Here is a 14,308-nt window from a genome sequence, read left to right on the forward strand (position 1 = left end):
TCCGCGTCCCAGGCCCGCTCGTCGGCGGTACCGGCGGCATCCGCGACGTGGTCCTGGCTCATCCGTAGTCCTCCTCGAAGTCGATGACGGCGTCGTCGTTCTCCCCGGTCCACGCCACTTGCAACGGTCCTAAGGGGTCGGGTTGCTCGAACGTGACGGCGCGTTCCCGGTAGAGCTCGAGCAGCGCAAGGAACCGGGCGACGATCTGCAGTCCGTGCTCGCACTCGGAAATCAGTTCGTCGAACCCTACCCAGACCCCGGCGCCGCGTTGTTCCAGGACAGCGAGAATCAGGGCCGCTTGCTCGGGCACCGACACGGTCGGCACGTGCAGGTGGTCGAGACCGACCGTGGGAACCGGCTTGGGGCGGAACGCGGCAGCCGCGATCTCCGCGAAGCGCTGGGCGTCGACGCCGAGGACGACGTCGGGCACCAGGTTCTCGAAGCATTCTTCGAGGGAGACCGCGCGCGGGTAGCGGCGCAGGGCAGCGCTTTCGAGAGCGGCGAACTGCTCGGCGACGAGTTTGTAGGCCCGGTACTGAAGGAGCCGCGCGAACAGCAGGTCGCGGGCTTCGAGGAGGGCGAGGTCTTCGGGATCGTCGACGTCGCCGGACGGAAGCAGCCGCGCCGCTTTGAGATCGAGCAGGGTCGCCGCGACGACGAGAAACTCCGTGGTCTGATCGAGACCCATCTCGGGACCGAGCCGGCGGGTGTAGGAGATGAATTCGTCGGTGACCTCATGGAGCGCTACTTCGGTCACGTCGAGGCGGCGTTGGGAGATCAGGCTGAGCAGCAGATCGAAGGGGCCTTCGAAGTTGCGGAGGCTCAGGTGGAAACCGGCTGGCCTGTCCGGCTCCGCGGCAACCGGCGCCGAGGTCTCTGCGATCGCTGCTGTGTCCGGGGCAGACGGGATTTCCGGGGCGCCCGGCGTGAGATTCCGGTCGACGGTGTCCGGACGAGTGGCTTTCGGAGGAGCCGTGTCCGGGGTGGCGGTGTACACGGATCAGCGGCCGGTCCGGTGGATCACTTCTCGCGCCAGGCCCCGATAGGCCTCCGCGCCGGCGGAGGTTGGAGCCCACCGCGTGATCGGTTCGCCCGCGACGCTGGTCTCGGGGAATTTCACGGTGCGGTTGATGACGGCGTCGTAGACCAGATCCCCGAACACCTCGACGACGCGCGACATCACTTCGCGGCCGTGCAGGGTGCGCGAGTCGTACATGGTCACGAGAATCCCCGCCACCGTCAGTTTCGGGTTGAGCCGGTCCCGGACCTTGGCGACCGTGTCGTTGAGCAGCGCGAGCCCGCGGAGACTGAAGAATTCGCATTCCATCGGGATGAGCACCGAGTCGGCGCAGGCCAGCGCGTTGACGGTGAGAAGCCCGAGCGAGGGCTGGCAATCGACGAGTATGTAGTCGTAGCGGTCGAGCAGAGGGTAGAGAGCGCGTCCGAGTGCCTGTTCGCGTCCGACTTCGGAGACGAGTTGGATCTCGGCGGCCGACAGGTCGATGTTGCTGGGCAGAAGATCGAGGTCCTCGACACGTGTGTGAACGAGGACGTCGTCGGCGGTGACCCGCGGGTCGACGAGAACGTTGTGCACCGTCATGTCGAGGTCGTGGTGGGCGACACCGAGACCGGCCGACAGCGCACCTTGGGGGTCGAGATCGACGAGGAGCACGCGGCGGCCGCACTCGGCGAGTGATGCGCCGAGGTTGATGGTCGAGGTGGTCTTGCCGACCCCGCCCTTCTGGTTGCACATCGCGATGATCTTCGCGGGACCGTGGGACGAGAGCGGGGAAGGTTCGGGTATCGACCGGCGCGGCCGTCCCGTAGGTCCGAGTTCGACATCGGCGACCGGCGGCGCGGACTCCGCGTCCCGCGATCCGGTGGCCGCGAGCGCCCACGCGGGTGTCCGGGTCTGTGTAGTTTCCGTGGCGGGTGGCTGAGGTGTGCCCACGTTCGGTACTCCCCCTGTCTGGCGACCCGGTCTCTGTCTCACCGGAGTCTGTCTGTCACCGGAGCCATGGTCCGGCGGCCGTTCCGTTACACGAACGCTACCGCCTCGTGCCCCCGATTACCGCACGGACACGCGCCGCTACGCGGTGTAACTCATCTCGCGCGCGGATGCGCGCCGGCCCACACCTCGCGCAGCGCACCCACTGTGACCAGCGTGTATATCTGAGTGGTCGTCACAGAAGCATGCCCCAGTAACTCCTGTACCACCCGTACGTCGGCGCCGCCGTCGAGGAGATGCGTCGCGAAGGAGTGGCGCAGGGTGTGAGGGGAGACATTCGAGTCGATTCCGGCTCGGTCCGCGGCGGCTCGCAACACCGTCCAGGCGCTCTGCCGGGAGAGCCGGCCGCCGCGCGCGTTGAGGAACAGCGCGGGCGTGTGTCCGCCGGCGAGGGCGGGTCTGCCCCGTACGAGATAGGCGTCGAGCGCGGCGAGTGCGGGTCGCCCGACGGGAACGAGGCGCTGTTTTCCTCCCTTGCCTCGCAGCAGCACGGCACGCGACTCGGTGTCGATGTCGTCGATGTCGAGCCCTACGGCTTCGGAGATCCGCGCTCCGGTGGAGTACAGCACTTCGAGCAGCGCACGGTCACGCAGGCCGCGCGCGCCGTCCGCTTCCCCTCCGACGGCGTCGAGGAGCGCGGTGACCTGGTCGACGGTGAGCGACTTCGGCAGTCGCCTGCCCTGGCTCGGTGGGGTGACGGACCGCGCGACGTCCACCGGGGTGTGGCCTTCCGCGGCGGCGAACCGGTGGAGGCCGCGAACCGCGATCAGTGCGCGGGCTACCGAACCGGCAGCGAGCGCAGGACGGCTGGCTTCGGGGTCGCCGCGGCGGAGCGCGACCCCGAAATCGGCGATGTGCTGTTCCTCGACATCGTCGAGCTCACCGACCCCGCGCTCCGCGAGGTAGTCGAGGTATCGGGTCAGGTCCCGCCGGTAGGCCGTGATCGTGTTGCGGGCAGCACCGCGTTCGACGGTGAGGTGATCGAGATAGGCGTCGAGGTGTCGTGCGAGCACGCCCTCTAGGTTCTCACTGTTCGGCGCGAGTGCGGGCGAACGCGGTCGGCCGGTCCGGCCATGCCGCGTCCGGGGCGCGGAGGAACGCTCCCCCGGTGGCGCGAGTGGCGGCGAACGCCAGGATGCCCGAGACCGCCGTGGCATTGACGATCTCTCCGCGCAACGCCATCGCGACGGCCTCGTCGAGAGGGACGAATTCCACCTCGAGGTCCGCCTCTTCGTGGACAGGGTCGGGGCGGTCGACCGAGGTGAGACCGCGTGCGGCGAAGACACGGACCGCCTCGTCGGTGAATCCGGGCGACAGCGCGATGTCGACGAGGACTTCCCATTCGGCGGCGGCAAGTCCGGTCTCTTCGGCGAGTTCGCGGCGTGCCGTATCGAGGGGGTCCTCACCGGGGGCGTCGAGCAGGCCGGCGGGTAGCTCCCACAGCCGCCGGCCGAGCGGATGGCGGTATTGATGGACGAGCACAACCCGGTCGTGGGCGTCGACGGCCACCACGGCCACGGCGCCGTGGTGCTCGACGACTTCCCGTTCGGCGGTCTGCCCGCCGGGCATGACCACCTCGTCGACGCGCAGCGACACGATGGCGCCGGTGTAGATCCGTCTGCTGGACCGGGTGCTGAATTCGTGTCGCTGCGCCATCGATCTACTCGGCGTCGCCGGAGCCGGACGCGGACGTGACCGGCTCGGCGGCGGCCGGGTCACCGCCGTGGACGTCGACGGGCAGCCGTTCGGCGGCCTTGTACTGCAGTGCCGCGGCGATCAGCCCGGCGAAGAGCGGGTGCGGGCGGGTCGGGCGGCTCTTCAGTTCGGGATGCGCCTGGGTCGCCACGAAGTAGGGGTGGGTGCTCGCGGGGTACTCGACGAACTCCACCAGGCGGCCGTCGGGCGAGGTGCCCGAGAACACCAGTCCCGACTTCGCGATCTCGTCGCGGTAGGCGTTGTTGACCTCGAACCGGTGACGGTGCCGTTCGGAGACGTGCTCGGAGCCGTACGCCTTGGCGACGACCGAGCCCTTCTTCAGCGTGGCCGGGTAGGCGCCGAGCCGCATCGTGCCACCGAGATCGGCTTCGCCGGCGACGGCCTGTTCCTGGTCGGCCATCGTCGAGATCACCGGTGCTGTGGTGTCGGGATCGAACTCGGTGGAGGAGGCATCGGTGATTCCCACGGACCGGGCGGCTTCGATGACGACGCCCTGCAGGCCGAGGCACAGGCCGAGCAGCGGGATCTTGCGGATACGGGCGAAGCGGATCGCGCCGAGCTTGCCTTCGATGCCGCGGATACCGAATCCGCCGGGGATCAGCACGGCGTCGACGTCACCGAGGTGCTTTTCGGCGCCGGCTTCGGTTTCGCATTCGTCGGAGGCGACCCAGCGGATCTTCACCTTGGCGCGGTGCGCGAATCCACCGGCGCGCAGCGCTTCGGTCACCGACAGGTAGGCGTCGGGCAGGTCGATGTACTTGCCGACCAGTGCGACCTCGACGGTCTCGCGAGGGTTGTGCACCCGCTCGAGCAGGTCACCCCACACCGTCCAGTCGACGTCGCGGAACGGCAGGCCGAGCTGACGCACGACGTAGGCGTCGAGGCCCTCGCTGTGGAGCACCTTCGGGATGTCGTAGATGCTCGGGGCGTCGGGGCACGAGATGCACCCGGCGAGGTCGACGTCGCACATCAAGGAGATCTTGGCCTTGAGCGTGGCCGGCACGTCGCGGTCGCACCGCAGGACGAGAGCGTCGGGCTGGATGCCGATGTTGCGCAACGCCGCGACCGAGTGCTGGGTCGGCTTGGTCTTCAGTTCGCCGGACGGGCCGAGGTACGGCACCAGCGACACGTGGAGGAAGAAGCAGTTGTCGCGGCCGACCTCGTGACGGACCTGGCGTGCGGCCTCGAGGAACGGCTGGGATTCGATGTCACCGACCGTGCCACCGATTTCGGTGATCACGACGTCGGGGATCTGGCCCTCGTTGTCGGGTGCGGCCATCGCGAGGATGCGCCGTTTGATCTCGTCGGTGATGTGCGGGATCACCTGCACGGTGTCGCCGAGATACTCTCCGCGGCGTTCCTTCGCGATGACCGTCGAATACACCTGGCCGGTGGTGACATTCGCATCGGCGCTGAGATCGCGATCGAGAAAACGTTCGTAGTGGCCGACGTCGAGGTCGGTCTCGGCGCCGTCCTCGGTGACGAAGACCTCACCGTGCTGGAACGGATTCATGGTGCCGGGATCGACGTTGAGGTACGGGTCCAGTTTCTGCATCGTGACCCGCATCCCGCGGGCGGTGAGCAGCGCTCCGAGGCTCGACGCGGTGAGACCTTTGCCGAGCGAGGACGCGACGCCCCCGCTGACGAAGATGTGCTTGGTAGCGGTACGCGAATGGCGTGACTGTGGCAAAAGAGCTCCCGTGACGTCAGGTGCAGGGCTTTTGGACTGATGTGATGCAGCTGGGGCCTGCCGACCCACGGAACTTCACGGTAACACCTTCTGCGTCCGGGGCGTACTCGACTCGCCTGTATCGCCCTCCGGTGCTGTGGACGTCACATTTCCCGGGCGGTTGGAGCACGCGCACCGGGGCGGACGGGTGCGCTCAGCGCGCCGCGGAACCGACGGTGACGCCGCTCGCTCCGGGACCGGTGCCGTAGCGTCCGGCGCCTCCGTCGAGCTGTTCCCGGACCGCGAGAATTGTGGTGATCCGGCCGGCTTCCCGATCGAGATTGTCGACGGTGGACAGCCCTGAGGACAGTGCCGCGTCGGCACGCACCACGGCGACGGGGCCGTTTCCGGCTGCAGCGCCCGGCCGACCGGCGAGGACGGCGCCGGCTCCGCGCGCGTCGACAGCGGCGGCGAAGCGGGCCACGAGCGCCCCGCGGTTTCCGCCGGCGGTATCGCTCCCGGTAGGGGGTTCTCCGGTGACGACGAGCGCCGTCTGCGCCGGTTCGGCCTCTCCGTCGTCGTAGCCGATGAAGCCGCCGCTGCGCAGAGTGGTCAGGGCCAGTGCGCGTTCCTCCGGTGTGCCGCGAGCCTCACCGGTGGCCGGGTCGACCAGCAGCACTGCGCCGAGAAGGTCCCCGGCGAGGCTGCCCGGATCGATGGCGCCGGTCTGCAGCTCCACCCCGGCGGGGATGACGTTGGTGACGGTGGTGCGAAGTTGGTCGGCTCCGGACGCGCCGACGAAGGACTCGGTGAGCGCGAGCCGGCCGGTGACCCTGCCTCCGGCGTCCCCCACCGTGCGTACGAGTGCGTCGACGTCGGCGGGATCGGCGTTCGGGGTGGTGACGACGAGGACGGTGCGGTCGGTGAGGACATCGCGCACCACGCGCGGCGCGACGGTGGCGTCGAATCCGTCGGCGGCGACGAGTTGTCCGTCGAGCCGGGCGGCACGGTCCTCGGCCTCCTGCAGTTCGCGCCGCATCTCGGACTTGTCGTCGCGCAGGCCGGAGACCACGCTGCCCGACAGCAGTCCCGATCCGAGCACGATGCCGAGCGCCAGGGCCAGGAACACGGCCACCAGCGAGACGGCGTGGTGACGCAGCGAGATCACGCGCGCAGGCCCCGGACCCAGTCGACGGCGCTGTCCCACCATTCCTGGGCCAGGGCGACGACATCGCCCCCGAGATTGGAGACGACCAGGGCCGCGATGATCGCGATCAGCGCCGCGAAGATCAACAAGGCGATGATGCCGCCGGAGACGCGGCTGCGGTACAGGGTGGCGACAGCTTTGGCGTCGACGAGTTTCGGTCCGACCTTGAGGCGCGTCATGACCGCCGACGGGTTGGTGTCGCGGCGTCCCTGGTCGAAGAACTCGTCGAGCGAGACGGTGCTGCCCACGGTGACCACGAGCGCGGCGCCGTGATGGTCGACGAGCAGCAGCGCGAGGTCGGTGGGCGTTCCGGCCGCCGGGAAGGTCATCGCGCCGATACCGAGGTCCTGAATGCGTTCGAGTCCGGGAGCATGGCCGTCCGGGTCGGCGGGCAGCACGACTTCGGCACCGGATTTGAGGGTCGCCGTGCCGATCCCGTCCGGATCACCGACGATCAGATCAGGCCGGTATCCGGCTTTGGTGAGCGCGTCCGCACCCGGTCCGACGCCGACGAGAATCGGCGAATATTCCTTGATGAAGGGCTTGAGGTCCTTGAGGTCCTGGACGTGGCCGGGCCCATCGGACACCACCACGACGTGCCGGTCGCGCAGGTCGAGGTCGATCTCCGGGATGCCGACGCCGTCGATGAGCAGCGGGCTTTCTGACCTGATGAACTCGATGGTGTTGCCGGAAAACGCTTCGAGATGGTCGACGAGACCCGTCTTGGCTTCGATCATCCGATCGGAGATCTCGGCCTCGGTCTGTTCGTCGCCCTGCACCAGCAGTCGCTCGCCGGCGTATACGCCACCCTCGTAGAGCCGGACTTTGGCGCCGTCCTTGATCTTCTTGAATGTCTCGGCGCCGGTGTTGTCGACGAGGAGGATGCCGTTGGCGACGATCACCTCGGGCCCCAGATTCGGGTACCGGCCCGAAATCGAGGCCGATGCATTGACTACGGCCGACACGCCTGCTTCGACGAGAGCGTCGGCGGTGACACGATCGAGGTCGAGCGCGTCGAGGACCACCACGTCGCCGGGACCGACCCGACGCAACAGCTTCGCGGAGTTCGTATCGACCCTCGCGATACCGCTGACTCCGGGCAACGTTTCGTTGGTACGTGACAGCAGCGCCGGCATCTTCATGGCAAAGATGATGCTCCGGAGTTCCGGTCAGTTATCGGAGGCGCGCCGAGACGACGCCGCGACGCCGCATCGACGGCCCGATCACTGTGCCCGCTCGGCGTGCGCGACGGCGAGCAACTCCTCGGCGTGGGCGCGACCGGTCTCGGTGTCGTCGAGTCCCGCGAGCATCCGGGCGAGTTCGGCGACACGTTCGGCGTCCGACAACATCCGCACGCCGCTGCTCACCACCCCGGCGCGATCGTCCACCTTGTCCACCACCAGGTGCGTGTCGGCGAACGCGGCGACCTGCGGGAGGTGTGTGACGACGATGACCTGATGGGTCCGGGACAACCGAGCCAGCCGACGGCCGATCTCGACAGCGGCGCGGCCTCCGACGCCGGCGTCGACCTCGTCGAAGACCATGGTCGCGCCACGCTCGGATCCGGCGAGGACCACCTCGAGCGCGAGCATCACCCGCGAGAGCTCGCCGCCGGACGCGCTGCGCGCCAGGGGAAGAGCCGGAGCGCCGCCGTGCGCGGCAAGCCGGAACTCCACCTCGTCGACGCCGGACTCACCGGCGTGCAGGACGCGATCGCCGATCGGCAGCGGCGCGGAATCTGCCGCCGCGGCCTGCTGTTCGCGGATCTGTACCTCGAGCACCGCGCGGCCCATCGCCAGTCCGGCGAGTTCTTTGCTCACCGCTTTCGCCAGCTTCCCCGCCACCTTCTGGCGTGCCGCCGACAGTGCCGTCGCGGCCTCGGCGGTGGCGGCGGCTTCGGCGTCGACCTCGGCGGCGAGTTTGTCGAGGGCCTCGGCGGACACATCGAGACCCGAGAGTCGTTCTCGTGCGCTGCGCGCCCACTCGAGTACTCCGTCGACGTCCGCCGCGTATTTCCGGGTGAGGGTTTTCAGTTCGGCCTGCCGGGTGAGCAGGGTCTCGAGCGCACCCGGGTCGGAGGGAAGATCCCCCAGGTAGCCCGACAGATCGCCGGCCACGTCGGTGACCACCGCGATGGCGTCGTCCAAGCGCGGCCCGAGGTCGCGAAGGGCCGGGTCGTCGCTGCCGTCGACGCGCGAGCGTGCCTCACCCAGCAAGTCGAGTGCGGAGCGGGCTTCGTCGCCGTCGGCGGCGTCCTGGCCGGCGAGCACCGCGTGTGCGCCCATCGCTGCCTCGCGGAGGGAATCGAGATCGGACAGACGACGAACGTCGTCGACGAGCCGGGCGTCCTCCCCCGGCTCCGGATCGACGCGCTCGATCTCGTCGAGTCCGTACTGGAGACGGTCGGCTTCCTGCGCCAGCTCCCGCGACCGCTCGGTACGTTCGTGCAATTCGGCGCGGGCGTCGAGCCACCGACGTCGGTGCGTGCGATACCGGTCGAGCAGCGGAGCGATCGCCTTTCCGCCGAACCGATCCAGCGCGGAACGCTGTTCGCCCGGGCGGAGCAGGCGCAATTGGTCGTTCTGCCCGTGCACGGTGAGCAGCGGGTCGGTGAATTCGGAGAGCACACCCACCGGGACGCTGCGTCCCCCGAGGTGGGCGCGGGACCGGCCGTCGCTGCCCACGCTGCGGACGGCGATGATGCTGCCGTCCTCGTCGCGTTGCGCGCCGGCGGCCTCGAGAAGCCGGGCGACTTCTTTTTCGACATGACTGGCACCGTCGTCGACGCTGAAGCGTCCCTCGACCACGGCACGGTTCGCGCCGACGCGGACCCGTGTCGCGTCCGCCCGAACCCCGGACAGCAGGTGCAGGCTCGTGACCACCATGGTCTTGCCGGCACCCGTCTCGCCGGTCAGCACGGTGAGACCACCGTGGAACCGGGCGCTCGCCTCGGAGATGACGCCCAGGTTGTCGATCCTGATCTCAGCGAGCATCTCAGAGCTTCCTTCCCCGCCAGCCCTTCACCGGAAGTTCGAACTTTCGCACCATCCGGTCTGCGAACGGTGCCGAATCCAGCCGTACCCAGCGCACCGGGTGCCGGCCGCGCACCACGTCGAGGCGTCCGCCCGCGGGCAGTTCGAGCGTGCGCCGGCCGTCACAGAACACCACCCCGTCGTGACCACCCGCGAGGGTTTCGACGGCGATGATCGATTCGGGACTCGTCACCAGCGGGCGCGCGAACAGCGCGTGTGCGTTGCTCGGGATCACCAGCAGTGCCTCGAGTTCCGGCCACACCACAGGACCGCCCGCGGAGAACGCGTAGGCGGTCGAACCCGTGGGGGTTGCGATGAGCACCCCGTCGCAACCGAACGACGAGACCGGCCTGCCGTCGACCTCGAGCACGACCTCGAGCACCCCGAGCCGGGATTTGTTCTCGAGGCTCGCCTCGTTCAGCGCCCAGCCGCGGTCGACGATCCTGTCGTCGACGCGGATGGTCACGTCCAGAGTCATTCGTTCTTCGATGCGGTATTCGCGGTGGGCGACCTGATGCAACGCGTCTTCGAGGTGTTCGGCTTCCGCCTCGGCAAGGAACCCGATTCGTCCGAGGTTGATGCCCAGCACAGGGACCGACGCATACTGTGCGAGTTCGGCAGCGCGGAGGAAACTTCCGTCCCCGCCCAGCACGATGACCATCTCGCAGCCTGCGGCGGCGTCGGGACCGGGTTCGACGATGCGAATGAAACTGCCCGGGATCGCGAGAACTCCCAGCCCGTTGCTGCCTGCCTCGTCCTCGAGTACCCGTAGACCGATGCCCGCCTCGCCCAGAACCTTGGCGACCCGCAGAGCAGTGGTGGCGATCTCGTCGCGACCCGCATGCGAGACGAGCAAGATCTCGCGTTCGGTGCCTCCGGGACCCGTCGGCGCCGGGGTGCCCGGGTTCGGCTGCGCCGGCCCTCTTGTCCCCGGGTTCGGCTGCGCCGGCCCTGTTGTCACTGTGGTCCTTCCTGTACCGCGCGGTGGACGAGATCGATCACGTTCGGGTCCAGGTCCTCGGCGCCCGGCTCTCCGGCCCGCAGCCAGAGGAAGTACTCCACGTTTCCGGACGGACCCGGTAGCGGGCTCGCGACCACTCCCCGGGTGCGGAGCCCCGCTCGCTGGGCCTCGCGTGCCACTTCGAGCACCGCTTCGGCCCGGAGTTCGGGGTCTCGCACGACGCCGCCGCTGCCGACCCGGTCCTTGCCGACTTCGAACTGGGGTTTCACCATCGGAAGCAGGTCGGCGCCGGGAGCCGCGCAACGCACGAACGCGGGCAACACCAGCTTCAGAGAGATGAACGACAGATCCGCCACCACCAATTCGACCGGTCCTCCGATGAGATCCGCGTCGATGGTACGCACATTTGTTCGATCGATGACGTGGACACGCGGGTCGGATTGCAGTCTCCAGACGAGCTGCCCGTACCCCACGTCCACGGCGACCACCTCCGACGCGCCTTCGTGCAGAAGGACATCGGTGAATCCCCCCGTCGACGCACCTGCGTCCAGGCATCGCTTCCCGGAAATCTCCAGGCCCTGCGGGGTGAAGGCTTCGAGTGCTCCGAGGAGTTTGTGCGCGCCACGTGAGGCCCAGGACACCTCGTCCGCGACCTCCGTGACGAGCAGCGGGGTGTTCGGCTCGACTGCGGTGGCGGCTTTGGTCGCCACCGTGCCTGCGATCAACACCCGGCCCGCGGCGATCAGCTCGCTCGCGTGCTCCCGCGAACGCGCCAATCCGCGTCGTACCAGTTCTGCGTCGACCCGTGCTCGGCGCGCCACGTCAGATCTTGTCCACGGTCGCCAGCGCCTGCACGAGAACGTCGTGGGCCTGGTCGAGCAGCTGGGCCTGGCGGGAGATCCCCTGGGCCGTGTCGGAGGTGTCCGCGCTGTCGCGCGCGCGCATCAGCAGCGCATCGACCTCCGCGTGGATACGGTCGGGATCGATCGCGACTCGTGGGCCGGGAACGTGTTCGCCGGGGCGTGGAATAGACGTGCTCATCACCGACCACGCTAGTGCATCCACGCCACGACCGGCACACGGCACGACCCGATTCAGGAAGCGATGCCCCACTCCGCGAGCACAGTGCGCGCGTGCTCGTCGACCGGCCGGAGCCGGCCGAAACCGGGGTTCGACCAGGCAACATCGAGCAGTCCGCGCAAGACCTCCATCGCGTCGCCGACCACCCCGGTGGACTCGAGATGCAGATCGCCGTCCTCGAGCCGTACCGACCAGCCCTCGGCGGGCATCACCCGGACCTGCGACGCCGGAGCGTCGAGGCACCCGAGCGAGGCACCGACGTACGTGGGGCGTTGCTCCACGGGAGCGCGCAACAGGTCGTCGACCGTGCTGACGCCGGTCAGGACCAGGAGGGAGTCCGCGCCGACTGCGTTGGCACCCTCGATGTCGGTGTCGAGCCGATCACCGATGACCAACGGCCGTTGTGCGGCACCACGCCGGATCGCATCCTCGAGCAGAGGAGCCGCCGGCTTGCCTGCCACGACGGGCTCGGCGCCGGTGGCGTGACGTACCGCTGCGACCATCGACCCGTTTCCGAGCACCAGTCCCCGTTCGGTGGGCAGCGTCGAGTCGATGTTGGTCGCAACCCACCAGGCGCCGGCACGAATGGCGAGTGTCGCCTCGGCGAGCATCGGCCACCCCGTCTCGGGTGAATGTCCCTGGACCACGGCAACGGGATCTGCGTCGGCGGTCCGCACCGGGTTCAATCCCACCCGGGCGACCTCCTCTGCCAGAGCGTCGGTACCGACCACCAGAACAGGTGATCCCGACGGCACCTGTTCCGCAAGCAGACGGGCGGCGGACTGCGAACTCGTCACCACCGACGCGTCGTCCGCCGGGAACCCCAGGTCGCGGAGATGGCGGGCGACTTCGCTCGGGCGACGGCTCGCGTTGTTCGTGACATAGAACAGCCTGTCGCCTGCGGTCAACGCCTCGCGGGCACCGGGAACGGCATCCGCGCCTCGATAGACCGTGCCGTCGAGGTCGAGCAGGAGGACATCGTAGAGCGAACGCAGAGAGTCACCGGTGTACTCGGCCGCCGCGTCGCCGAAGGCGCCGCTCGACGAGGTCACAAGTCTCCTCCGGTGAGCTCCTCCACCCGATCCTCGGCGTCGGTGACGCCTTCGATGTCGGCTTCCGCGGAGTGCAGGAACCACTGCACGCCTTCTTCCGCGCGTCCCGCTGCGACGAGTGCGTCGGCGTATGCGTAGAAGAGCCGTGCCGCGGGCGTACCGGTGCGGGTCGGGTCGAGATCGGAGGTCTGCAGTGTCACCACGGCCTGGTCGTACTGGCCGAGATCCATGCGGGCACCCGCGACGACGATCCGCAGTTCGCTGGCTTCGTCGCCGGTGAGGGCACGTGCTTCTTCGCTTCGCCCGAGTTCGATGGCCTTCTCCGGCCGTCCGAGGCCACGTTCGCAATCGGCCATGACAGCGAGAAGTGCTGTTCCACCGGACATCCGGCGTGCTGCACGGAGCTCGGAGAGCGCCTCGGCCCATTCGCCTGCGTGATACGCGGTGATACCGGCGGCTTCACGGACGACTGCGATCCGGCCGGCACGCTGACGTGCGGCACGGGCATGCGCCAGTGCGAGACGCGGGTCGTCGTCGATGAGCTTCCCCGCCATGACCAGGTGACGTGCGACGGCGTTGGCGTTCAGCTTGTCGAGACTGAGGAGGTCGCGCCGGATCGCCGGGTCCAGTTCCGAGGCTTCGACGTTCTCGGGCAGGTCCGGCTCGTCGGGGCGGGCATCGCGCCGGGAAGCAGAACCGTCACGTCCCCCTGCCGGGCCGAATCCGCCTTCGCCGCCACGACGACGAGGGGCTTCGCCACCGCGGCGATCACCGCCGTAGCTACGGGCTCCGCGATCGTCGCTTCCACGGCGGTCGTCGGTGCCACGGCGATCGCCGCCGTAGCTGCGGGCTCCGCCGCGTGCGTCGTCGCGGCTGCGGTCACCGGTCGGGCGATTCGGACGCTCGCTGCGACCGGCGTCTCCGCGGGACCGATCCGACGCAGGTCGGTTCCGATCACCGAACTGCCGTCCGCGGTCGTCACCCCTGCTCTGCCGAGGATCGCTGTCGCGATTCGGTCGCGAGTCGCCACTACGGGCGGGCCGGGAGTCGTCACGTCGGCGGTCGCCGGACGGCTGGTCGCGCTGCGGCCGGTAGCCGCGGTCGGACCTGTCGTCGCTGCGGGGCGGACGCGCATCGCCTTCACGGCGAGGCCGGGAGTCGTTGTTGCGGTCGGGTCGTGCATCGCCTTCTCGGCGGGGGCGCGCATCCTCGCTTCGGCCGCGCTGTGCGCGATCCGGGTAGGAGCGTTCACCGCTCCGCTGTGGCCGGCGGTCGTCTCCGCGCCCGGCGGAGGAATCGTCATGCCTGTCGCCGCTCTGCCTGCGGTCGTCGTTGCCGCGATTGGTCTGCGAGCCTTCTTTGCCTTCGCCCCGGCCCGACCAGGGAGTAGATCCTCCACTCCGGAAGGATCGACGCTCACCGTTGTTGTCGGACACAGAAAAAATCCTTTCATAAAAGCACGATAAAAACACGAAAGGGGACCCAATTATTGGGTCCCCTTTCGGTAACGGGTGTTCGGCGGTGTCCTACTCTCCCACACCCTGTCGAGTGCAGTACCATCGGCGCAATGGGGCTTAGCTTCC

At 68.8% G+C, this 14,308-nt stretch carries 12 protein-coding genes and 1 pseudogene; all 13 read right to left on the reverse strand.

The window, feature by feature from the left end; translation table 11 throughout:
* Positions 1-58: 58 nt before the first annotated feature.
* Positions 59-883, reverse strand: a complete 825-nt coding sequence (locus HF886_RS18975; protein ID WP_169653183.1) for a segregation/condensation protein A — start codon at positions 881-883, stop codon at positions 59-61.
* 117 nt (positions 884-1,000) lie between these two features.
* Positions 1,001-1,993 (reverse strand): ParA family protein, encoded by a 993-nt coding sequence (locus HF886_RS18980; protein WP_346765414.1) that lies wholly within the window; start codon positions 1,991-1,993, stop codon positions 1,001-1,003.
* Positions 1,994-2,103: 110 nt separating this feature from the next.
* The gene (gene xerD, locus HF886_RS18985; protein ID WP_169653174.1) at positions 2,104-3,021 is read right to left on the reverse strand and encodes a site-specific tyrosine recombinase XerD; all 918 of its coding nucleotides are present in this window, start codon (positions 3,019-3,021) and stop codon (positions 2,104-2,106) included.
* 13 nt (positions 3,022-3,034) lie between these two features.
* Entirely contained in the window at positions 3,035-3,664 is a 630-nt protein-coding gene (locus HF886_RS18990; protein WP_169653175.1) for an NUDIX hydrolase, read from the reverse strand.
* A gap of 4 nt (positions 3,665-3,668) precedes the next feature.
* Positions 3,669-5,414, reverse strand: a complete 1,746-nt coding sequence (locus HF886_RS18995) for a CTP synthase (RefSeq protein ID WP_169622358.1) — start codon at positions 5,412-5,414, stop codon at positions 3,669-3,671.
* Between the two features lie 193 nt (positions 5,415-5,607).
* Positions 5,608-6,561 (reverse strand): copper transporter, encoded by a 954-nt coding sequence (locus tag HF886_RS19000; protein ID WP_169653176.1) that lies wholly within the window; start codon positions 6,559-6,561, stop codon positions 5,608-5,610.
* Positions 6,558-7,742: a putative cytokinetic ring protein SteA gene (steA, locus tag HF886_RS19005; protein WP_169622360.1), complete on the reverse strand. Its 1,185-nt coding sequence runs from the start codon at positions 7,740-7,742 to the stop codon at positions 6,558-6,560. Before steA ends, HF886_RS19000 begins: the two co-directional genes overlap by 4 nt.
* Positions 7,743-7,823: 81 nt before the next feature.
* Positions 7,824-9,593, reverse strand: a complete 1,770-nt coding sequence (recN, locus tag HF886_RS19010) for a DNA repair protein RecN (protein ID WP_169622361.1) — start codon at positions 9,591-9,593, stop codon at positions 7,824-7,826.
* Position 9,594: 1 nt separating this feature from the next.
* A complete protein-coding gene (locus HF886_RS19015; RefSeq protein ID WP_296550984.1) occupies positions 9,595-10,491 on the reverse strand; it encodes an NAD kinase in 897 nt (298 codons plus the stop codon).
* Positions 10,492-10,589: 98 nt separating this feature from the next.
* The gene (locus HF886_RS19020; RefSeq protein ID WP_169622363.1) at positions 10,590-11,414 is read right to left on the reverse strand and encodes a TlyA family RNA methyltransferase; all 825 of its coding nucleotides are present in this window, start codon (positions 11,412-11,414) and stop codon (positions 10,590-10,592) included.
* 1 nt (position 11,415) lies between these two features.
* Positions 11,416-11,634, reverse strand: coding sequence for a hypothetical protein (locus HF886_RS19025; protein WP_169622364.1), 219 nt, complete (start codon positions 11,632-11,634; stop codon positions 11,416-11,418).
* Positions 11,635-11,687: 53 nt separating this feature from the next.
* Entirely contained in the window at positions 11,688-12,725 is a 1,038-nt protein-coding gene (locus HF886_RS19030) for an HAD-IIA family hydrolase (protein ID WP_169622365.1), read from the reverse strand.
* Positions 12,722-13,570: pseudogene (locus HF886_RS20920) on the reverse strand (hypothetical protein); the annotation flags it as partial. The gene HF886_RS19030 and the pseudogene HF886_RS20920, both read right to left, overlap by 4 nt.
* Between the last annotated feature and the right edge of the window lie 738 nt (positions 13,571-14,308).

The sequence above is a fragment of the Rhodococcus sp. 105337 genome (assembly GCF_012844225.1).
GTDB lineage: Bacteria > Actinomycetota > Actinomycetes > Mycobacteriales > Mycobacteriaceae > Rhodococcus.